Below are 21,869 nucleotides of genomic sequence, written 5' to 3'. Positions count from 1 at the left end.
AAAGTTATGACAGAAGTAAAAAGACATGTAGAAATCGCAGGCTATGGAGTCTGCCTTCCAAAAAATACAGTGCAATTTAAAGACCAGACTCGTCATCGTGTGGTTGAAAATGAAGAAACGCAACTAGATTTAGCAGAAGCGGCTATCCAAGCTGCACTTGAAAATGCAAATTTGAATATGAAAGACATTGATTGCCTTGTGTCAGCTAGTGCGGTTGGTGTTCAGCCTATTCCTTGTACGGCAGCTTTGATTCATGAACGTGTGGCAAAGGGGCTCTCTATCCCAGCTATGGATATCAATACGACTTGTACAAGTTTTATCTCTGCTCTATCAACCATGTCCCATTTGATTGAAGCAGGAGAATATGGTCGCGTTTTAATTGTATCTAGTGAAGTTGGTAGCCTGGGGCTTAATCCAAAGCAAAAAGAAAGTTTTGAACTCTTTAGTGACGGGGCAGCAGCCTTTATTTTCCAAAAAAGTAATCAGGACAAAGGAGTTATCGCTAGTCTCCAACGCACTTGGTCAGAGGGGGCTCACGACACAGAGATTCGTGGAGGTTTGACTTCTTATCAACCAAAAGAATACTCTGAAGCGACTAAGACAAATTTCATGTTTGACATGAAAGGTAAAAAAATCCTCTTACTTTCTGCTCGTGTCATTCCAGAAATGTTCCAAGAATTCCAAGAAAAATCAGGGATTTCTAAAGATGCTGTAGACTATATTATTCCACACCAAGCTAGTCGTGCTCTTCCTTTGGTTATGGGAAAACTGGGAGTAGCTGAAGATAAGTACCTGAATCTCGTTACTGACTATGGGAATATGGTTTCAGTTGCGGTACCTTTTGGGTTAGCCTATGCACTTGATCATGGCTATGTCAAAGAAGGAGATACCATTTTCTTGATGGGAACTGCAGCTGGTATGACGGTCAATATGTTGGCTTTGAAATTATAAAATGAGAGCAGGCTCAGATACGAGGCCTGCTCTTTTAATTGATTTTATAGATAGAACCATCGGTCTATACAGAAAAAACTTGATAAGTTTTATGAAACTAAGTATACTAGAAGGTAACAAGCGTTTTCAGACAGTATATTAGGGAGTATACATAGAAATTGAGAGGGAGATATGGGAATAAGAAAATTTCGCTTATTAATGTCCAAGTATGGCTTTAGTATTGCGATTATCCTGATAGAATTAGTTCTTATTTTCGGAATTATTCTTTACATGAGTCAGATTGCTCCGATTATTTGGGTGACTCTTGTATTTTTGATCAGCGTAGCAACCGTTATAGCGATTGTCAATCGTTCGATGTCACCTGAAAGCAAAGTGACTTGGTTGATTGTGACTTTTGTACCGGTGTTTGGTCCACTGCTTTATCTCATGTTCGGTGAGAGAAGACTATCAAAAAAAGAACTGAAACAACTCCAGGAATTGAATTCTATTGCATTTCATGAGAATAATGGGCACCAACTCCATCTGCAGTTACAGGAAACAGATAAGCCTGCCTATGGGATTATCAATGCCTTGCTACATATGGATAGTAATGCAGAAGTCTATGACCAGACAGATTCACAATTTTTCGCAAGTGGTGAGGAAATGTGGCAACAGATGCTGGAGGATCTTAAAAGAGCAGAAAAGTTTATTTTTCTAGAATACTACATTGTCGATGAAGGTTTGATGTGGGATAGCATACTCGGAGTTCTGGAAGAAAAGGCAGCTCAGGGAGTCGAGGTCAAGATGCTCTATGACGACATCGGTTGTATGGTGACTTTGCCTGGGGATTATACTGTTTATTTGCGTTCTAAAGGGATTGATGCTCATAAATTTAATAAGGTGATTCCTCGTATGACAGTAGCCTATAATAACCGTGACCACCGGAAAATCTTGGTCATTGATGGACAAATTTCCTATACTGGGGGAATCAACCTTGCAGATGAATATATCAATCATATTGAACGTTTTGGACACTGGAAAGATAGTGGGATTCGGATTGATGGTCCGGCGACTCAAGCATTTACCAGACTATTTCTCATGAACTGGTACATCAACCGTGGGGAAATTAGTGACTTTGATCAGTATCATTTGGAAAATCAGACACGATCTGGTAGCGGTCTTTGTATCCCATATGGCAGTGGACCAAAACCGATTTACCAGATGAAGGTGGGTAAAAATGTCTATCAAAATCTGATTAATCAAGCGGAGGATTTTGTCTATATTACAACGCCTTATCTCATTATCGATTATGATTTGACAGAGGATATCAAAAATGCGGCTATGCGAGGCGTAGATGTGAGAATAGTCACACCCTATGTTCCTGACAAGAAGATCATTCAACTTGTAACACGAGGTGCTTATCCAGATCTTCTATCAGCTGGTGTTCGTATTTTTGAATACACACCCGGTTTTATTCATAGTAAGCAAATGATTGTTGATGATCGATTTGCGGCTGTCGGGACTATTAACTTGGATTATCGTAGTTTGGTTCACCACTATGAAAATGCAGTATTGCTTTACAAAACAGAGTCAATAGCAGATATTCGCAAAGATTTTGAAGATATTTTTGAAGTGTCACAAGAAATTTTCTCAGATACCATAAATCCTACTTGGTATCAAATGATGATTAAAGAAGTCACGCAGTTATTTGCACCTATGCTTTAATTGAAAGAATTAACTGAGAATAGATGATTAGAGGAGAGGTTGGGACAAAAGTCCTAGCCTCTCAATTTTCTTTGGATTGTCGAGCACAAGACGCAGTGGTTGAGTGGGCTTTACTACGCTGATTTCATCAGCTTTTACAGCCCTACTCAACTGTGCGGAGGTGGGACGACGAAATCGAATTCTAACGAATTACCGATTTCTGTCCCACTCTCTTTTCTGTAAGCAGTTTCCTTGACATCTTATTTTTTTTACGTTATCATATTCCATATAATATATGGGAGTCTGTGTACAGTCTGAGAGGAAGTGTTAAACTTCGACCGCACCTGATCTGGGTAATGCCAGCGTAGGGAACGAATACTTGGCCTAATTTTGCACCTTTTTCATATATGAAGAAGGTTTTTTCTTTTACTAGAAAGAAGAACCGCAAATTAGAAGGAGGTTTTAATGAAGGCAAGCATTGCTTTACAAGTCTTGCCCTTGTCACAGGGGATTGACCGAATTTCAGTAATCGATAAGGTCATTGCTTATCTACAAACTCAGGGAGTGACCATGGTGGTGACACCCTTTGAAACAGTTTTAGAGGGGGAGTTTGATGAACTCATGAGCATTCTTAAAGAAGCCTTGGAGGTAGCTGGTCAGGGAGCAGACAATATTTTTGCCAATGTGAAAATAAATGTAGGAGAGATTTTAAGCATCGATGAGAAACTTGAAAAGTATAGTGAGACGGCATATTAGCCTACTAGGATTTTTGGGTGTCTTATCCGTTTGGCAAGTCGCCGGATTCTTAAAACTCTTACCAAAGTTTATCCTGCCAACACCACTTGAAATCCTCCAGTCTTTTGTTCGTGACAGAGAATTTCTTTGGTATCATAGTTGGGCAACCTTGAGAGTAGCCTTGTTAGGTTTGGTCTTGGGTGTTTTGATAGCCTGTATTATGGCCGTCCTTATGGATAGTTTGAGTTGGCTCAATGACTTGATTTACCCCATGATGGTGGTTGTTCAGACTATCCCGACCATTGCCATAGCTCCTATTCTGGTTTTATGGTTGGGTTATGGGATTCTGCCAAAGATTGTCTTGATCATCTTGACGACTACTTTTCCTATCATCGTTAGTATATTGGATGGTTTTAGGCATTGTGACAAGGATATGCTGACCTTGTTTAGTTTGATGCGGGCGAATCCTTGGCAAATTCTCTGGCATTTTAAAATCCCTGTCAGCCTGCCCTACTTTTATGCAGGTCTGAGGGTCAGTGTCTCCTATGCCTTTATCACAACAGTGGTATCTGAGTGGTTGGGAGGCTTTGAAGGTCTAGGTGTCTACATGATTCAGTCAAAGAAACTGTTTCAGTATGACACTATGTTCGCGATTATTATTCTGGTATCACTGATCAGTCTTCTAGGTATGAAGCTGGTCGATATCAGTGAAAAATATGTGATTAAATGGAAACGTACTTAAAATAGAGCGTTTTGAAAAAGAAAAGAGGAAATAAAAATGAAGAAAACATGGAAAGTGTTTTTAACGATTGGAACAGCTCTTCTAGCTGTCGTGCTTGTGGCTTGTGGCCAAGGAACTGCTTCTAAGGACAACAAAGAAGCAGAACTAAAGAAGATTGACTTTATCCTAGACTGGACACCAAATACCAACCATACAGGTCTTTATGTAGCCAAAGAAAAAGGATATTTCAAGGAAGCAGGAGTAGATGTTGATTTGAAATTGCCACCAGAAGAAAGTTCATCTGACTTGGTTATCAATGGCAAGGCACCATTTGCTATCTATTTCCAGGACTACATGGCTAAGAAATTGGAAAAAGGGGCAGGCATTACTGCCGTTGCAGCGATCGTTGAGCACAATACATCAGGGATCATCTCTCGTAAATCTGATAATGTAACTAGCCCTAAAGACTTGGTAGGGAAGAAATACGGAACCTGGAATGACCCAACTGAGCTTGCTATGTTGAAAACCTTGGTAGAATCTCAAGGTGGAGACTTTGAGAAGGTTGAAAAAGTACCAAACAACGACTCGAACTCGATCACACCGATTGCCAATGGAGTTTTTGACGCTGCTTGGATTTATTATGGTTGGGACGGTATTCTTGCTAAATCTCAAGGTGTGGATGCCAACTTCATGTATTTGAAAGACTACGTCAAAGAGTTTGACTACTACTCACCAGTTATCATCGCTAACAATGATTATTTGAAAGATAATAAGGAAGAAGCTCGTAAAGTCATCCAAGCTATTAAAAAAGGTTACCAATACGCTATGGATCACCCAGAAGAAGCGGCTGATATCTTGATCAAGAATGCCCCTGAACTCAATGAAAAACGTGATTTTGTCATCGAATCTCAAAAATACTTGTCAAAAGAATATGCTAGCGACAAGGACAAATGGGGACAATTTGATGCTGATCGCTGGAATGCCTTCTACAAATGGGATAAAGAAAATGGAATCCTCAAGGAAGACTTGACTGATAAAGGATTTACCAACGAATTTGTAAAATAATGACAGAAATTAGACTAGAACACGTAAGCTATGCCTACGACAATGAAAAGATTTTAGAGGATATTAACCTACAGGTAACTTCAGGTGAAGTGGTCTCTATCCTAGGCCCCAGTGGTGTAGGAAAGACTACCCTCTTTAACCTGATTGCAGGCATTTTAGAAGTCCAGTCAGGTAGAATTGTGCTTGATGGCGAGGAAAATCCCAAGGGGCGCGTGAGCTATATGCTACAAAAGGATTTACTTTTGGAACACAAGACTGTCCTTGGCAATATCATTTTGCCCCTCTTGATCCAAAAGGTGGACAAGGCAGAAGCCATTGCCAAAGCAGATGAAATTCTTGCTACCTTTCAGTTGACGGGTGTAAGGGATAAGTACCCTCATGAACTCAGTGGTGGGATGCGTCAGCGTGTTGCTCTACTTCGTACCTATCTTTTCGGGCATAAGCTCTTTCTTCTAGACGAGGCCTTTAGCGCTTTGGATGAGATGACTAAGATGGAACTTCATGCTTGGTATCTGGAGATTCACAAACAGCTGGAGTTGACGACACTCATCATTACGCATAGTATCGAAGAGGCCCTTAATCTCAGTGATCGCATCTATATCTTGAAAAATCGCCCTGGTCAGATTGTTTCTGAAATCAAACTCGACTGGTCTGAAGGCGAAGACAAGGAAGTTCAAAAAATTGCTTATAAACGCCAGATTTTAGCGGAATTGGGCTTAAATAATTAGAAATGAAGAGAGTTGGTGAAGTTTATTCTTTGCCAGCTCTTTTTTGTCTATAAATGGAAATCCTGATAGATAAAAAGTGATATAATTGACGTATGGTGATGTGATGAAAAAAGAAGAAATTAAAAAGTATTTAGACACAGATCTGGAATTCAATGTTAATGGCCGAGGTGCTTGTTTCTTATCCAGCATTTGTGTAGCTGGTTATGATTATGAAGGTCATCAGTTTGATACAATTGATCAAGCAATGGAAGCTAAAGTTTTTGACGGGAAAAGCTTAGTGGATATATGGGATGATATTTTCCAGCAAATAAAAATATAATTTATATTGGACAGAGAAAATAATGGTAAAATTTAATTTGATTGAAGTTGTGAATGGTTTTTATCGTTACGAGATTTTTCCTGAAGGTGATGAGAGCAGAAGGGAGATTTTTGAATTTAATCCTTCTACCCGTGAGCTAAAGCGAAATGATCCCTCAAAATATGGTTTTGATTATATGTCAAAATGTATTATAAATCTAAAAAATGAAGACGGCAGCTTGAAAGAATCAGGGCAAGTTGTGTGGTACTAAATGACTTGAACTTCTTTGGAAAATATAGTATATAGGAAAAAGCAATGTTGAAACTAATTAAAATTTTCAATTCTAGTATTTTAGGATATTGGTACATTCCAGAAAATCGTGACCCAGGTTTGATTGAGATTGATGAGCAAACTGGTGAAGTTACAGTTGCTATCGAGTCAAATTATGATAAAGAACTTGGGGCACCCTATTATGCAAACAAGGCTCGTGGAGCGGTGAAGCAGATGTGGGATAGAGGAGAATTACCAAGCGAGAAATCATTTACCTGGTGGTAATTTTAAGAGATAACAAAAAGTGATTAAATGATGTTAAATAACGACTTAATGGAATGCGATAAACCAAGTTCATCCGATGCACTGGATGAAGTTCTTATTTTAGAGTCTAACCTAGAAGGTTACAGTGATTTTTATAAAGAATCTGAGACATCAAAAGTTTGGTGGATTGATAAGATAGATGTTAAAGGAGAGTTTCTGTTCAGCTTTGATCAGAAAAAAATGTATAACCTTTTTCTTGACTATCCTCACAATATGACGGAAGAAGAAGTAAGAATTTTTGATAGAGAAAATCCGTTTTGGAGTGATTATTTCTCGGATAGAAAGTTGTGAACTATTTGTTTCGATTGGGAATTTTTTGCTTTCAAGGCCCTTTTTAGGGCTCTTTTTGTGGACTTTTTAAGGAACTGTAAAGAAAAACCAAGGTGTCTTAATTCCATTGTATTGTTAAGAAAATCAGTATTTTCAAGGTCTTAGCCCTAAAAATTTGACTTATAGAGTCTTAAATGATAGTATAGTCAAAGATGGTCAAAGTTGAAGAAGGAGGTAGCAAGCTATGAAATTTAAAAATACATCGGACCATATTGAAGCCTATATCAAGGCAATTTTAGAACAATCTGGCATCGTAGAATTGCAACGAAGCCAGCTAGCGGATACCTTTCAAGTTGTACCTAGCCAGATTAACTATGTGATTAAGACTCGTTTTACAGAGAGTAGAGGATATCTAGTTGAGAGTAAACGAGGTGGTGGGGGCTATATTCGCATTGGTCGAATTGAATTCTCGAACCATCATGATATGCTGCGTGATTTGTTGTATTCTGTGGATGATGAGGTTAACCAAGTATTCTTTGAAGATGTCTTAAGACTCTTAGTCGAACAAGAACTCTTGACTCGCCAAGAGATGAATCTATTATTAGCTACGGGGACAGACCGAATTCTAGGTGAGGAAGCTGATCATATTCGTGCCAATATGCTTCGTCAGTTGTTGCATGAAGTAGATAGAAAAGGAAAATAAAACTACATGAAATATTCAAAAGCATTGAGAGAATGTATCGATAGCGCCTTTCTGGTAGCGAGTCGCTTTGGTGCAGACTACCTAGAGTCATGGCACCTACTGATTGCCATGGCCAATCATAGCTACAGTGTTGCCGGAGCAACTCTCAACGAATTCCCTTATGAGATTGATCGTTTAGAGGAAGTCGCTGTAGAATTAACAGAGGCAAACTATAACCACAAGGAAGATTACCAGGAACTTCCCTTCTCATATCGCTTAAATGTCTTACTATTAGAAGCGGAACATATTGCTTCAGTTGTTCATGCCAAAGCATTGGGTACTGAGCACCTTCTTTACGCTATCTTGCATGATGGTAATGCCCTAGCAACTCGCATTCTAGAAAAAGCAGGTTTCTCCTATGAAGACCAGAAGGACCAAGTCAAGATTGCTGGGCTTCGTCGTAGTCTTGAGGCGCGTGCTGGTTGGACAAAAGAAGATTTAAAGGCTCTTCGTCAGCGCCATCGCTCAGTTGCAGATAAGCAAAATTCTATGGCAAATATGATGGGGATGCCTCAAACTCCAAGTGGTGGTTTGGAAGATTACACTCATGATCTTACAGAACAAGCCCGTTCAGGGAAATTAGAGCCAGTCATCGGCCGTGACCAAGAAATCTCTCGTATGATTCAAATCTTGAGTCGAAAAACAAAAAACAATCCAGTTCTAGTTGGAGATGCAGGTGTCGGTAAAACAGCTCTGGCACTTGGCCTTGCGCAACGTATTGCCAACGGAAATGTACCTGATGAAATGGCTAAGATGCGAGTATTAGAGCTTGATTTGATGAATGTGGTTGCGGGAACTCGTTTCCGTGGAGACTTTGAGGAACGTATGAACAATATCATCAAAGATATTGAGGAAGACGGCAAGGTGATCCTCTTTATCGATGAGCTTCATACTATTATGGGGTCTGGAAGTGGGATTGATTCGACCTTGGATGCGGCCAATATTCTGAAACCTGCCTTGGCACGTGGAACTCTGAGAACTGTCGGAGCGACTACTCAGGAAGAATACCAAAAACACATCGAAAAAGATGCTGCCCTGTCTCGTCGCTTTGCAAAAGTGATGATTGAAGAGCCGAGCGTGGCTGATAGTATGGCTATTTTGCAGGGCTTGAAAGCAACTTATGAGAAACACCACCATGTTCAAATTACAGATGAAGCAGTAGAAACAGCTGTCAAAATGGCCCATCGCTATTTGACTAGTCGTCACTTGCCAGACTCAGCGATTGATCTTTTGGATGAAGCAGCAGCAACTGTTCAAAATCAGTCGAAACACGCTAAAAAAGATGAGTCAGGCTTAACAGCTGCAGATAAGGCCTTGATGGATGGCAAATGGAAGCAAGCTACTCAACTCATTGCAAAAGAGCAGGAAGTTCCAGTCTATAAAGATTTGGTGACAGAATCAGACATTTTGACCACCTTGAGTCGCTTGTCAGGTATTCCAGTTCAAAAATTGACACAAACGGATGCCAAGAAGTATCTCAATCTTGAAGCTGAACTGCATAAACGTGTTATCGGGCAGGAACAAGCGGTATCAAGTATCAGTCGTGCCATTCGTCGAAATCAATCTGGTATTCGTAATAACAAACGTCCAATTGGTTCCTTTATGTTCCTAGGACCGACAGGTGTTGGTAAAACTGAACTAGCCAAGGCTTTGGCAGAAGTTCTTTTTGATGATGAATCTGCTCTTATCCGCTTTGACATGAGTGAATACATGGAGAAATTTGCGGCTAGTCGCCTCAATGGAGCTCCTCCAGGTTATGTAGGTTACGAAGAAGGTGGGGAGTTGACCGAGAAGGTTCGTAACAAACCATACTCTGTCTTGCTCTTTGACGAGGTAGAAAAGGCCCACCCAGATATCTTTAATGTTCTCTTGCAGGTCTTGGACGATGGGGTTCTGACAGACAGTAAAGGTCGCAAGGTTGATTTCTCCAATACCATTATCATCATGACTTCAAACCTAGGTGCGACAGCTCTTCGTGATGACAAGACAGTCGGCTTTGGAGCCAAGGATATTCGTTTTGACCAGGAAAATATGGAAAAACGGATGTTTGAAGAGTTGAAAAAGGCTTACCGTCCAGAGTTCATCAACCGTATTGATGAAAAAGTTGTCTTCCATAGCCTATCAAGTCAAGATATGCAAGAAGTGGTTAAGATTATGGTCAAACCATTGATTGCAAGCCTCGCAGAAAAAGGAATTGACTTGAAACTTCAAGCTTCTGCCCTTAAACTTCTAGCTCAAAAGGGTTATGATCCAGAGATGGGAGCTCGCCCACTGCGCAGAACTCTGCAAACAGAAGTAGAAGACAAACTTGCAGAGCTCCTTCTTACAGGTGAACTGAAAGAAGGTAAGACACTTAAAATTGGTGTCAAAGCAGGTCAATTGAAATTCGACATTGTATAAAACAAGAACTATGAATCTATAATTTGTAGATCCGCCCTCTTTATTGCCATCAATTGCAGAAAGGAAGTAGAAGATGATGAATCAGACAATTCCAACCGGGATGACAGAAAAAGAGTACTTTGAAGTTCACGCTAGTCAAGCTGAATTTTTAGACTGGTATCACCAGCAAGAACTCCCTCAGTATGAAAAGCCAAGTGTGACTGTGGATATGGTAGCCTATTGCTTTGTAGAAGGGAAAATGAAGCTCTTTCTGATTCGTCGGAAGGCACATCCTTTTCAAAATTGTTTAGCGCTAGTTGGTGGATTTATGGATAAAGGGGAAGATGCTGCCCATGCTTGTCAACGTGAGGTAAAAGAAGAAATTAATCTTGAACTTCCACTGGAAAAGATTGAACAACTTGTGACAGTATCGACTCCTGGCCGTGATCCCAGAGGGTGGACAGTTACTATTGCCCACTTGGTTTACCTACCTGGTCGAGCGTTTGACCTGGCTAAGGCAGGAGATGATGCCAAGGAAGTCCTTCTTGTTGATGTTGATTTTCATACAGGTAAGTGTTATTTGGATGGCAAAGAACTGGAAGAGAAGGACTTTGCATTTGACCACTTATCCATTATTCAAACATCCATCCAGAAGATTCAAAAAGCTATCGACTATGACCCTCGTTTCCTTTATCTACTAGAGGATGAGTTCACAGTGGATGATGGGTTAGCCCTCATTGAGACTCTATGCCCAGAGAAATCCTGTACAAGTGATAGTTTCTTATCGAAATATGGAGACAGCTTAGAGGAAGTTGGATTTAAACGGATTCCTCAGAAGGAAGTTATCACTATTTATCGATTAAAATAAAAAAGTGAGGTCGGGATTTTGTCCCGACCTCTTTTTGTTTAAGGATGTTTATCTTTATTAGAATTGCTCATGATTCGAATGAATAAATCTTTGTATTTATATTTTAAATAATGTTCGTGTAAGTACATTAGAGCCACGTAGACAATCATGAAAATGGCAGTTAGGTAGAACAAATCAAATGTTGTTTGAGCGTAATGAGTAGCAACCCCATAAGAAGAGAAAGCACCAATAATCAACCAAGGAAGATATTTGTAATATTTCTTTGACATAAACCTATACCTCCAATATTCTATTTCAATTTTATTATAGCCCTTCAAGAAAAAAATGCAAGCGATTACACTTGTAAAATATAGTATTTTTAGTAGGAAAAATTTCCTGTTTTTTAAATTTTTAACGAATAATAGAGATAGGAGGATTAAAAAGAACAAATAAAAACCAAAACCATATATAAATAGTTGACAAACCCTAAAACAAATATTACAATAACATTACATAAGTATTTCACAACATTTCAAAAAGATTACACAGGAGGCGCATCATGAAAACAAAACATTCAATTCGTTTACTAGCAGTAGCCGTATTGGCTTCAACTTTGCTTTTAGGAGCATGCGGCAATAAAAAAGAAGAAGCTAAAAACGACAATGCAAATAAAACAACACAAACCACGTCAAGTTCAAAGGCAAGTTCTTCAAACAAAGAAAGTAAAACTCAAGCTTCAACAAGCACCACTACTTCAGAAAAAGCTAAAGCTTCCTCTGAACAAGCTTCAAGTCCTACAACTCAGAGTCAAGAATCCAACCAAGCTGCACCAACTCCCCAAGCTCCTCAGCAACAGGAAACTCCATCTCAACCATCTTCTAATCAGCAAGCTTCACAAAATCAATCTAATCAAGCGAGTCAGTCAACGTATGACCCGACTACTGACCGCAAATTACAAGATCAGCAAGCAGAACACAACAAACGTTACAAAGGCGTTTTAACCATGGTCGATGGTGATTTTTCAGCAGCAGCAGGAAGCTGGAAGGGTGCCAATGGCGAGACTATCACTGTCTCATCAGGAGGTCAATTTACAGTAGAATCTGTTGATGGCAAGAAAGAAAACTATTCTATCCAAGGCTATGCCTATACTCTTGATGATGGTAAATATAATGCCAAAATTGGTGGTGGAAAAATCATCCAAATTACAACAGGAGCAGATGGAACAGTTTCTAGTGTTGTCTTGATTCAACCATAGAATCTGGCGATAAAACTTTTCTCAAAACAAATGCAAACCCGTAACTCAGTTGAAGTTACGGGTTTTTGTAGTCTTTTATACCTTCTCTAACTGCAAGAGTGCTTCAATCTCTGCCAGAGTACTTGCTTGTGAAATGGCTCCCCGGAGTTTAGCGGCGCCAGATGTTCCACGGAGATAGTGAGGAGCTAGGCCACGGAATTCACGGACAGCAACCTTTTCTCCCTTGAGATCAATCAAGCGTTTCAAGTGCTCGTAGGCGATGTTCATCTTGTCTTCGAAGGTCAAATCAGGCAGGATTTCTCCTGTTTCAAAGTAGTGATTGATTTGATTAAAGAGGTAAGGATTTCCCATAGCTGCGCGTCCAATCATAACGGCGTCAGCACCGACTTCTTCGATACGCTGTTTAGCTTCTTGGACAGTGCGGATGTCACCGTTAGCGATAAATGGAATCTTGGTTAGAGCTTGCGCAACCTTATGAAGGGTCTCTAGGTCAGCGTGACCAGTGTACATTTGCTCACGTGTACGACCATGCATGGCAAGGGCAGAGACACCTGCAGCTTCAGCTGCGAGGGCATTCTCAACTGCTAGGGATGGGTCAGACCAGCCTGTACGCATTTTGACAGTGAGAGGGATATCAAGGACTGATTGAACTTTGTTAATAATAGAGTAAATCTTATCAGGATCCTTGAGCCACATGGCACCGGCTTCGTTCTTCACGATTTTGTTAACAGGGCAACCCATGTTGATATCTACGATATCGGTCTTGGTATTTTCTTGGATAAATTCTGCTGCGCGAGCCAGACTATCTTCGTCACTACCAAAGAGTTGGATAGAAACTGGATTTTCTCCTTCATCAATATGAAGCATATGAAGGGTTTTTTCGTTGTTGTACTGGATACCTTTGTCAGAGACCATTTCCATAACAACGAGGCCTGCGCCAAGTTCTTTTGCGATAGTACGAAAGGCTGAGTTGGTTACTCCTGCCATGGGCGCTAAAACGGTACGATTGGGAATCTCAACATTACCAATCATAAAAGGTGTATTAAGATTTGTCACGAATGAGTTCCTCCAGGTCGTTTTCATCAAAGTTATAAGTCGTTTGGCAGAATTGACAAGTGATTTCCGCCCCGTGGTCTTCCTCCTTCATTTCCTGAAGATCGGAAACTGGAAGGCTAGAAAGAGCATCCATGAAGCGTTCTTTACTACAGTCACATTGGAAACGAATTTCTTCTTCGGACAGACGTTTGTAGGATTCATCGCCGTAGATAGCTTTGAGAAGAGCTTCGATGTGGTCATCGCTTTCCAGAAGTGTAGAGATAGGAGGCATTTCCTGGATGCGTTTTTCAAAACGAGCAATTTCTTCTTCCTTTGCTCCTGGTAAAACTTGGAGCAAGAAACCACCTGCAACTTCGACCTTATCGTCTTCGTCTAAAAGGACATTAAGCCCTACAGCTGAAGGGGTTTGTTGACTTTCTGTAAGATAGAAAGCTAGGTCTTCACCGATTTCTCCAGAGATAAGAGGCGTCATGGAATTATAGGGATTTCCAGTGCCATAGTCTGTAATCACTAGAAATTGACCGTTTCCGACAAAAGGACCTACTAGAACTTCGCCAGTTGCAGTCTTTTTGATGTCAACGCCAGGATTTTGAACGTAGCCTTTGACGTTCCCCTTGGTATCGGCGACGGTGATAATGGCCCCGAGGGAGCTCGTTCCAAGAACCTTGACAGTTAGCTTGGTATTTCCTTTTTCATTGGCAGCGAGAATTTGACTGGCAATTAAAGTACGACCAAGCGCTACAGTTGAACTAGCTTGGGTTTGATGTTTTTCTTGAGCAGTACGGACCGTTTCCGTGCTGTCTAGAACAAAAGCACGAAAAGATCCACTTTCTGATATTGTTTTAATAATTTTATCCATAGCTACTATTTTAGCATAAAAATGCCCAAAGGGGGAGTGGTGTGTTTGATGATTCTGAGGATTACTTGAATCAAAAGGACAGAATACTTCACTAGTTCATTCATCGATCTTTTAGATTTTGAATTATAGTTATTGTGTGACTAATGATATCTCATCATTGGGATTTAGTACTAAGAGATATCTGTACCTTTTCAGGGAATTAAATAGATAATAGAGGTATTTTTATAGTTTTTAAATTATGATATAATAGAAAAAATTAACTCGCCCTGGGGATCTGATAGGAGCTAATTCTAAAAAGATAAACCGTGAGATGAGAAAAAGTAAAAAGGAGTTCATCTGGTATGAATTATTTTGAGGGGAATGAGTTTTTCCTTCTCTTGTTTGTAGTTTTACTGATTGGTTTTGTGGTAAACTTTTTTGAGAAACGTAAGGACTACTATATTTTGGCGCTCTCCCTCTTATTTGCAGGAGCTATTTATGGCAAGAGTCGAGCGATGATAGTCTATTTACTTGCCTTTATCGTTTACCAATATTTTCTAGTATTTCTTGCACAGAGGGTAGAAGCAAAGCGACTGAAACCACTGATTTTTCTTTCCATTCTTCCTTTGGTGATTAATAAAGTCTTTGCCCTGACTTCTCTCCATTTGTTGGCCTTTATTGGAATTTCTTACATGTCCTTTAAGACCATTCAAATCATGCTAGAAATATCAGATGGTTTGATCAAAGAAAAGATTAGCATAAAAGACTACCTGCAATTTTTACTTTTTTTCCCTACGGTTAGTGCAGGACCAATTGATCGAAGCAGGAGATTCCTAAAAGAGATAAACGAGGTCATGCCTCGAAAAGAGTATCTAGAGTTGGCAGGAGATGGTGTTTATCGTATCGTTTTAGGCCTACTTTATAAGGTTGTTTTGTCAACCTATGTGTATCAGATGTTGCTCTCTCTAAGCAATTCGGGTACAGTCGTCTACTCAATTAAATATATGTACCTCTATACCTTGTATCTATTCTTCGACTTTGCAGGCTATAGTCTAATGGCTGTTGGAAGTAGTAACATCCTAGGCATTCAGACACCCATGAACTTTAACAAACCTTTCCTGAGTGTCGATATTAAGGATTTCTGGACCAGATGGCATATCACCTTGTCGACTTGGTTGAGAGATTTTGTGTTTTCAAGAGTTTTGATGCAGGTTATCCGGAAAAAATGGTTTAAAAACAGGCTACACAATGCAACCTATGCCTATATGGTCAATATGTTGGTCATGGGGTTTTGGCATGGTCTTAGCGTTAGCTACATTGTTTATGGTTTTTATCATGGTGTCTTGATGGCTGGATTTGAAGTGTATCAAAAGAAAAGTAATTTTTATAAGAAAAATAAAAACAAAAACTGGTATAAACTACTGAGTTGGTTTGTGACCATGAATTTGGTCATGATTGGTTTCTTTATCTTTTCAGGTGAACCCTATAAAATCTTAATTACGATTTTAAAGAGATAAGAAATGGAAAAGAGAGGACGGATCGAAGGGATAGGATAAAACGAGATGATTAAACTAAAAGCATTTTTACTATCGCTTGTGCTCGTAATTGCGACGCTTGCTCTTTTAAATGTGACGTATGTCAAGAAGATTGATGATTATTATAAAGTCAAGGATAATAGTATTCGTTATAGCACCTCGTATGAAAAGTATAAAAGTAGAGATATTCTGACAAGCAATATTACTCCTAATACACTGGTTTTAATGGGTTCCTCAGAGTTGGTTGCGACGATAAATGAAGACTATCATCCCAATAAAATTTTTAACTACGACGATTTTAATATCATGCAGATTGGGACTAGTTATTCTCAAAACATCATTCAGGCTACGACCTTGGGCTCGATTGAGGGATCTATGAGTAAGCGAAAAGTAGCTATAGTAGAGTCTGTTCAGTGGTTTGAAAAGGATGGAACTCATCAAGATGCCTTTTTGAACAAGGCTTCTCAGGAACATATTTTTTACATGCTAGATAATGACAAGATTAGTAAGGAAACGAAAGAAAAACTAATCAATCGTATTATTGAGATTACCAAGGGGAACAAGCAACAAAATGACATCTACAAAAAATACAAAAATTATTTCATAGATGGAAAAGGAACCATTGTTGATAAAAAACTATTAGAGTTTGATAACGCGATGTATTCCTTTAAGCTCAAACAGACTTTTTATCAAAAACATGCCAAATTAGATTATCCTTCACTAGGCGATAAAACTCCGGACTACAATTGGGAGCAACTGACGAATCAGTTTGTAGAAGAGGTTAAAAAGAGAACAGACAACAATGACTATGCTGTTGATAATAACTACTACAATACCTACTTGAGAGACCGCTATGCTTCGTTGAAAGATTCTAACAAAGACTTGAGCTACCTGGAGTCACCAGAGTATTCAGATATGGAACTCTTCTTGACAGTTGCCAAAGAATTGGGCATTGAAGTTGAAGTCATTATTTTCCCAGTAAACGGGAAGTGGAACAATTACACAGGTGTCTCAAGAGAGATGCGAGAGAAAACTTACAAAAAAATAGAAGATGTCGCAAAAAGCCATGGTGCAACGGTACTAAACTATGGAAACAGAGAGTATGATGATTACTTTTTATTTGACGTGATGCACGTTGGAGTGAAAGGATGGATGGAAGTTGAAAAAGAACTTTACAAATTTGCAAACCAAGCTAACTAATACACACCGTTTAATCTTGTGGACTCTATTTTTCTATACGGTTATCTTAAGCATTGTGATTTATTGTTTTGTAACTGATTTTTCGAACATTCAAGAATTTATCTATAGTGAATTCTAGGATTACAGACTATAAAAATCTCTAGATAACTGGAACTGCACCGATAAAGTGAGACACAAAATAAGGCTCTATAATAGTTATAGTGGAGAAATCTTCTATAGCTAGTATGGAGCCTACTTTGTTGTAGTTCCTTATATAATCTATACTGAAAAGCATTCAAACTATCATTAGAAAGAATCATACGGAACAATTTAATGTAGTTGAAACCTAGTGTAAATAGACGGCAAACAATTGAAAATATAGTCTATAATGTGGTATAATAGCAGAAAAATAAATGAGTAAGAAATTGATTTTATTTTAGTGAAAAATTACAGAAATGAATGGTTTTCTTGATGAAACAGAGAAAAGAATTGTACCTATTTCTTGGTCGGACAGCTTTGTATTTTCTTATCTTTCTAGGGCTACTTTACTTCTTTAGCTATCTTGGTCAGGGTCAAGGAAGCTTTATTTATAATGAATTTTAACTTGAAGGAGAATCCTTATTATGTCAAATAAACCAATCGTAGATATGATTGAAACCATTGAGCATTTTGCTCAGACCCAACCTACTTATCCTGTTTATAATATTTTGGGAGAAGAGCATACCTATGGCCAATTGAAGGCAGACTCAGATAGCTTAGCAGCTCACATTGACCAAATGGGACTTCCTGAAAAGTCACCTGTTGTGGTCTTTGGTGGACAAGAATATGAAATGTTGGCAACCTTTGTGGCCCTGACAAAGTCTGGCCATGCCTATATTCCAATTGACAGCCATTCTGCCTTGGAGCGCGTGTCTGCTATTGTTGAAGTGGCTGAGCCAAGCTTAATTATCGCCATCAATGAGTTCCCAATTGAAAACCCAGCTGCTCCAATCTTGAACTTGGAGCAAGTGCGTGAAGCTTATGCGGCTCAGAATGCGTATGATTTGCAACATCCGGTCAAGGGGGATGATAACTACTACATCATCTTTACCTCAGGGACAACTGGAAAACCAAAAGGGGTGCAAATTTCACACAACAACTTGCTCAGCTTCACCAACTGGATGATTACGGACAAGGAATTTGCGACGCCAGAGCGTCCGCAAATGTTGGCGCAACCACCCTATTCCTTTGACTTGTCAGTTATGTACTGGGCACCGACCTTAGCTCTTGGAGGGACCCTTTTTGCCCTTCCATCAGCCATTACGCAAGACTTTAAACAACTCTTTGCGACCATCTTTTCTCTTCCGATTGCTATCTGGACTTCAACGCCATCTTTTGCAGATATGGCCATGTTGTCTGAAGATTTCAATGCTGAAAAGATGCCAGGCATTACCCATTTCTACTTTGATGGGGAAGAGTTAACGGTTAAAACGGCTCAAAAACTACGCGAGCGTTTCCCAAATGCGCGCATCATCAACGCCTACGGTCCAACAGAAGCGACGGTAGCTTTGTCGGCAGTTGCTATCACAGATGAGATGCTAGCGACTCTTAAACGCTTGCCAATTGGTTATACTAAAGAAGATTCTCCAACCTTCATCATTGATGAGGAAGGAAACAAATTGCCAAATGGAGAGCAAGGAGAGATCATCGTGTCTGGACCGGCTGTTTCAAAAGGTTATATGAATAATCCAGAGAAAACAGCAGAAGCCTTCTTCGAATTTGAAGGACTTCCAGCCTACCATACGGGAGATGTTGGAACCATGACAGACGAAGGTCTTCTTCTCTATGGTGGTCGGATGGACTTCCAGATCAAGTTTAACGGCTATCGTATTGAACTAGAAGATGTTTCTCAAAACTTGAACAAATCTCAGTACATCGACTCGGCTGTTGCAGTGCCACGCTACAACAAGGATCACAAGGTTCAAAATCTTTTGGCCTATGTCATCTTAAAAGATGGCGTCAAAGAGCAATTTGAACGCGAAATCGATATCACGAAAGCCATCAAGGAAGACTTGGAAGATATTATGATGTCTTATATGATGCCTTCAAAATTCCTTTACCGTGATAGTTTACCGCTAACTCCAAACGGGAAAATCGACATCAAAGGGTTGATTAGCGAGGTAAACAATAGATGATGGATTTCCTGAAACAGCTCCCTCATATTGAGCCGTATGGGAATCCTCAGTACTTTTTGTACGTGATTACTGCTACCTTGCCAATCTTTATCGGTCTTTTTTTCAAAAAACGCTTTGCCTGGTATGAAATATTGGTTAGTCTCTTCTTTATCGTCACTATGTTAACGGGTGGCAAGACCAATCAATTGGCTGCCCTAGGGTTTTATCTGATATGGCAAATTGTATTGGTTCTTTTTTACAAGCAGTATCGAAAAACTAAAGACGGGAAATGGACTTTCTATCTCGTTAGTCTGTTATCTTTGCTTCCTATCATCTTTGTGAAGGTACAGCCAGCTATTAATGGAACACAGTCCTTGTTAGGCTTTATCGGAATTTCTTATCTGACTTTTCGTTCGGTGGGAGTCATTATCGAACTCAGAGATGGAGTCATTAAGGAATTGAAGATGAGAGAATACTTGCGTTTTCTCCTCTTTATGCCGACATTTTCAAGTGGTCCAATTGATCGCTTCAAACGTTTTAATGAAAATTACAAGACGATTCCAGAGCGCGATGAGTTGATGGATATGTTAGCTGAGTCCGTTCGGTATATCATGTGGGGATTTCTGTATAAATTTATCCTAGCTCATCTTTTAGGTGAGATTTTGTTACCTCCTCTAAAGAATCTAGCTTTACAGGAAGGGGGCGTCTTTAATTATTATGTGCTGGCTGTCATGTACACATTTGGTTTGGAGCTCTTTTTTGACTTTGCGGGTTATTCCATGTTTGCTATAGCTATTTCAAATCTGATGGGGATTCGTAGTCCGATCAACTTCAACAGACCCTTCTTATCAAGGGATTTGAAAGAATTTTGGAATCGCTGGCATATGAGTTTATCTTTCTGGTTTCGTGACTTTGTTTTTATGCGGATGGTTATGGTGTTGACCAGAAAGAAGGTCTTTAAAAATCGGAATGTGACCTCAAGTGTTGCCTATATCCTGAACATGCTCCTTATGGGATTCTGGCATGGGATAACATGGTTTTACGTCGCTTACGGACTTTTTCATGGGATTGGGCTGGTCATTAATGATGCCTGGGTTCGTAAGAAAAAAACACTCAATAAGGAACGAAAGAAAGCAGGGCAAGCTCCCTTGCCTGAGAATCGCTGGGTTCAGTTGCTTGGCATGGTAATCACCTTCCATGTCGTGATGGTTTCATTCTTAATCTTCTCTGGATTTTTGAATGATTTATGGTTTAAAAAATAAAAGGAATTAAAAAATGGATATCAAATCAGAAGTTATTGAAATTATTGATGAATTGTTTATGGAAGATGTTTCTGGCATGATGGATGAGGATCTTTTTGATGCAGGCGTCTTGGATAGTATGGGAACAGTTGAATTAATCGTGGAAATCGAAAACCGCTTTGATATACGTGTCCCGGTTACAGAATTTGGTCGTGATGATTGGAATACAGCCAATAAAATCGTGGCAGGGATTACGGAGTTAAAGAATGCTTAAACGCCTGTGGTTAATCTTCGGGCCGATTCTTATTGCAGGTTTATTGGTTCTTCTACTCATTTTTTTCTATCCTAGTAGTAAGAGTCATAATCTAATGGAGGAAAAATACTCTGCAGCCTCAGTAAGTGCAGAAAGTTTTAAAGAGAGAAGTCAAAAAGTGAGAGCTCTCACGGATCCTAATATACGTTTTATACCCTTTTTGGGTTCGAGTGAATGGATTCGTTTTGATAACATGCATCCAGGAGTGTTGGCTGAAAAGTATAACCGCTCCTACCGTCCTTATTTTATGGGGCAGGCAGGAGCCGCTTCTCTTAGTCAGTATTTTGGGATGCAACAAATCACATCTGAGCTTGAAAACAAACAAGCTGTATTTGTAATCTCTCCACAGTGGTTTACAAAAGAGGATCATGACTCAACTATTTTTCAAACTTATTTTAACAATGATCAGTTGACTGCCTTTTTGGAAAATCAATCTGGAGATGTGGCCACTCAGTATGCGGCCAATAGACTCTTGAAGCAGAATCCAAGCGTACCGCTGAAGGGTATTATTGAGAAGTTAGCTAAGAACGAGCAATTGTCGGACTTTGATCATTCAATCATCACAGCTTCTGCAGAGTTCAATGAAAAACAAGCTGCTCTTTTTGGCCAATTCTCGATTCGAGGTCGATTAAAGTATAAAGAACATGTTGAAAAATATTTGAGCAGTCTCCCAGATCAATTTTCTTATGAAGAATTGGAAAATATCGCTCGAAAAGAGGGTGAAGAAAATACAACCAATAATGATTTGGGAATGGAGAACCATTTTTACAATACTCAGTTAAAGAAAGATTTGAAAAAGTGGGAAGGATATCAAAAAAATTACAACTTTCTCAAGTCATCTGAGTACAATGATTTGCAGCTAGTACTCGATCAATTTGCCAAGTCCAAGGTGAATGTGCTCTTTGTTTTTCAACCTGTCAATAAAAAATGGATGGATTATACTGGACTGAGTGAGGAAATGTATCAACATTCTGTCGAAAAAATTCGTTACCAGTTGGAAAGCCAAGGTTTCACCAATATTGCTGATTTCTCAAAAAATGGAGGAGAACCTTACTTTGTTAAGGATACGATTCATATTGGATGGTTAGGCTGGTTGGCCTTTGATAAGGTTGTAAATCCTTTTTTGAGCAATCCAACAACAGCCCCTAATTACCAAATGAATGACCGATTCTTTAGCCAGGATTGGGCTAATTACGACGGGAATATCAAAGATTTTCAATAATATAGAAAAAGAGAGAGTGGGACAGAAATCGGTCATTCGTCAGAATTCGATTTCGTCGTCCCAC

Annotated in this window: 24 protein-coding genes; 21 read left to right on the top strand and 3 right to left on the bottom strand. The window is 39.4% G+C overall.

Translation table 11 applies throughout. The features are described from left to right. The first annotated feature begins 6 nt into the window (after positions 1 to 6). The 13 genes from ACVC7R_RS08285 (at position 7) to ACVC7R_RS08225 (ending at position 11,034) form a co-directional block, all read left to right on the top strand. Entirely contained in the window at positions 7 to 951 is a 945-nt protein-coding gene (locus tag ACVC7R_RS08285; RefSeq protein WP_447264317.1) for a 3-oxoacyl-[acyl-carrier-protein] synthase III C-terminal domain-containing protein, read from the top strand. A 171-nt stretch (positions 952 to 1,122) separates the two neighbouring features. Continuing rightward, positions 1,123 to 2,655, top strand: a complete 1,533-nt coding sequence (cls, locus tag ACVC7R_RS08280) for a cardiolipin synthase (protein WP_447264316.1) — start codon at positions 1,123 to 1,125, stop codon at positions 2,653 to 2,655. A gap of 444 nt (positions 2,656 to 3,099) precedes the next feature. Next, the gene (locus tag ACVC7R_RS08275) at positions 3,100 to 3,390 is read left to right on the top strand and encodes a thiamine-binding protein (RefSeq protein WP_447264315.1); all 291 of its coding nucleotides are present in this window, start codon (positions 3,100 to 3,102) and stop codon (positions 3,388 to 3,390) included. Then, on the top strand, positions 3,353 to 4,111 hold the full coding sequence (locus ACVC7R_RS08270) for an ABC transporter permease (protein ID WP_447264314.1): 759 nt from the start codon (positions 3,353 to 3,355) through the stop codon (positions 4,109 to 4,111). The genes ACVC7R_RS08275 and ACVC7R_RS08270 overlap by 38 nt, the downstream gene beginning before the upstream one ends. Before the next feature lie 36 nt (positions 4,112 to 4,147). Then, the gene (locus tag ACVC7R_RS08265; RefSeq protein ID WP_447264313.1) at positions 4,148 to 5,155 is read left to right on the top strand and encodes an ABC transporter substrate-binding protein; all 1,008 of its coding nucleotides are present in this window, start codon (positions 4,148 to 4,150) and stop codon (positions 5,153 to 5,155) included. Then, complete coding sequence (locus tag ACVC7R_RS08260; protein ID WP_447264312.1) at positions 5,155 to 5,883, top strand: ABC transporter ATP-binding protein; 729 nt, start codon at positions 5,155 to 5,157, stop codon at positions 5,881 to 5,883. Before ACVC7R_RS08265 ends, ACVC7R_RS08260 begins: the two co-directional genes overlap by 1 nt. A gap of 103 nt (positions 5,884 to 5,986) precedes the next feature. Beyond that, positions 5,987 to 6,202, top strand: a complete 216-nt coding sequence (locus ACVC7R_RS08255) for a hypothetical protein (RefSeq protein WP_447264311.1) — start codon at positions 5,987 to 5,989, stop codon at positions 6,200 to 6,202. Between the two features lie 22 nt (positions 6,203 to 6,224). Further along, the gene (locus ACVC7R_RS08250) at positions 6,225 to 6,452 is read left to right on the top strand and encodes a hypothetical protein (protein WP_447264310.1); all 228 of its coding nucleotides are present in this window, start codon (positions 6,225 to 6,227) and stop codon (positions 6,450 to 6,452) included. 44 nt (positions 6,453 to 6,496) lie between these two features. Continuing rightward, on the top strand, positions 6,497 to 6,736 hold the full coding sequence (locus ACVC7R_RS08245) for a hypothetical protein (RefSeq protein ID WP_036757984.1): 240 nt from the start codon (positions 6,497 to 6,499) through the stop codon (positions 6,734 to 6,736). A 27-nt stretch (positions 6,737 to 6,763) separates the two neighbouring features. Continuing rightward, positions 6,764 to 7,066 (top strand): DUF7675 family protein, encoded by a 303-nt coding sequence (locus ACVC7R_RS08240; protein WP_447264309.1) that lies wholly within the window; start codon positions 6,764 to 6,766, stop codon positions 7,064 to 7,066. 223 nt (positions 7,067 to 7,289) lie between these two features. Then, complete coding sequence (locus ACVC7R_RS08235) at positions 7,290 to 7,748, top strand: CtsR family transcriptional regulator (RefSeq protein ID WP_447264308.1); 459 nt, start codon at positions 7,290 to 7,292, stop codon at positions 7,746 to 7,748. A 6-nt stretch (positions 7,749 to 7,754) separates the two neighbouring features. Continuing rightward, a complete protein-coding gene (locus ACVC7R_RS08230; protein WP_447264307.1) occupies positions 7,755 to 10,187 on the top strand; it encodes an ATP-dependent Clp protease ATP-binding subunit in 2,433 nt (810 codons plus the stop codon). Between the two features lie 73 nt (positions 10,188 to 10,260). Beyond that, positions 10,261 to 11,034, top strand: a complete 774-nt coding sequence (locus tag ACVC7R_RS08225) for an NUDIX domain-containing protein (protein WP_447264306.1) — start codon at positions 10,261 to 10,263, stop codon at positions 11,032 to 11,034. Positions 11,035 to 11,072: 38 nt separating this feature from the next. Here the strand turns inward: ACVC7R_RS08225 and ACVC7R_RS08220 are convergent, their stop codons facing one another. Further along, positions 11,073 to 11,303: a hypothetical protein gene (locus ACVC7R_RS08220; RefSeq protein ID WP_447264305.1), complete on the bottom strand. Its 231-nt coding sequence runs from the start codon at positions 11,301 to 11,303 to the stop codon at positions 11,073 to 11,075. Between the two features lie 269 nt (positions 11,304 to 11,572). Here ACVC7R_RS08220 and ACVC7R_RS08215 point away from each other — a divergent pair, with 269 nt between their 5' ends. Beyond that, positions 11,573 to 12,268: a hypothetical protein gene (locus ACVC7R_RS08215; RefSeq protein ID WP_447264304.1), complete on the top strand. Its 696-nt coding sequence runs from the start codon at positions 11,573 to 11,575 to the stop codon at positions 12,266 to 12,268. Between the two features lie 75 nt (positions 12,269 to 12,343). Here ACVC7R_RS08215 and dusB read toward each other — a convergent pair whose 3' ends face one another. Both dusB and hslO read right to left on the bottom strand, forming a co-directional pair. Beyond that, entirely contained in the window at positions 12,344 to 13,324 is a 981-nt protein-coding gene (gene dusB, locus ACVC7R_RS08210) for a tRNA dihydrouridine synthase DusB (protein ID WP_447264303.1), read from the bottom strand. Next, positions 13,311 to 14,183 carry an Hsp33 family molecular chaperone HslO gene (hslO, locus tag ACVC7R_RS08205; RefSeq protein WP_447264302.1) on the bottom strand — a complete coding sequence of 291 codons (873 nt, stop codon included), beginning with the start codon at positions 14,181 to 14,183 and terminating at the stop codon, positions 13,311 to 13,313. The genes dusB and hslO overlap by 14 nt, the downstream gene beginning before the upstream one ends. Before the next feature lie 341 nt (positions 14,184 to 14,524). Here hslO and dltB (ACVC7R_RS08200) point away from each other — a divergent pair, with 341 nt between their 5' ends. From dltB (ACVC7R_RS08200) to dltD (ACVC7R_RS08170), 7 genes are all read left to right on the top strand, one after another. Continuing rightward, on the top strand, positions 14,525 to 15,679 hold the full coding sequence (gene dltB, locus ACVC7R_RS08200; protein WP_447264301.1) for a D-alanyl-lipoteichoic acid biosynthesis protein DltB: 1,155 nt from the start codon (positions 14,525 to 14,527) through the stop codon (positions 15,677 to 15,679). A 45-nt stretch (positions 15,680 to 15,724) separates the two neighbouring features. Continuing rightward, complete coding sequence (gene dltD / locus ACVC7R_RS08195; protein WP_447264300.1) at positions 15,725 to 16,897, top strand: D-alanyl-lipoteichoic acid biosynthesis protein DltD; 1,173 nt, start codon at positions 15,725 to 15,727, stop codon at positions 16,895 to 16,897. Between the two features lie 450 nt (positions 16,898 to 17,347). Beyond that, entirely contained in the window at positions 17,348 to 17,479 is a 132-nt protein-coding gene (locus ACVC7R_RS08190; protein WP_000813667.1) for a teichoic acid D-Ala incorporation-associated protein DltX, read from the top strand. Between the two features lie 20 nt (positions 17,480 to 17,499). Next, positions 17,500 to 19,050: a D-alanine--poly(phosphoribitol) ligase subunit DltA gene (gene dltA / locus ACVC7R_RS08185; RefSeq protein ID WP_447264299.1), complete on the top strand. Its 1,551-nt coding sequence runs from the start codon at positions 17,500 to 17,502 to the stop codon at positions 19,048 to 19,050. Beyond that, on the top strand, positions 19,047 to 20,291 hold the full coding sequence (gene dltB / locus ACVC7R_RS08180; RefSeq protein WP_447264298.1) for a D-alanyl-lipoteichoic acid biosynthesis protein DltB: 1,245 nt from the start codon (positions 19,047 to 19,049) through the stop codon (positions 20,289 to 20,291). The genes dltA and dltB (ACVC7R_RS08180) overlap by 4 nt, the downstream gene beginning before the upstream one ends. A 13-nt stretch (positions 20,292 to 20,304) precedes the next feature. Next, positions 20,305 to 20,544 (top strand): D-alanine--poly(phosphoribitol) ligase subunit DltC, encoded by a 240-nt coding sequence (gene dltC, locus ACVC7R_RS08175; protein WP_006153996.1) that lies wholly within the window; start codon positions 20,305 to 20,307, stop codon positions 20,542 to 20,544. Continuing rightward, positions 20,537 to 21,805, top strand: a complete 1,269-nt coding sequence (gene dltD / locus ACVC7R_RS08170) for a D-alanyl-lipoteichoic acid biosynthesis protein DltD (RefSeq protein ID WP_447264297.1) — start codon at positions 20,537 to 20,539, stop codon at positions 21,803 to 21,805. Before dltC ends, dltD (ACVC7R_RS08170) begins: the two co-directional genes overlap by 8 nt. The last annotated feature ends 64 nt before the right edge of the window (positions 21,806 to 21,869 follow it).

It is taken from the genome of Streptococcus sp. Z554 (assembly GCF_053010305.1).
Note: the sequence above shows the minus strand (reverse complement) of the source record. Positions and strands in the feature narration are given on the sequence as shown.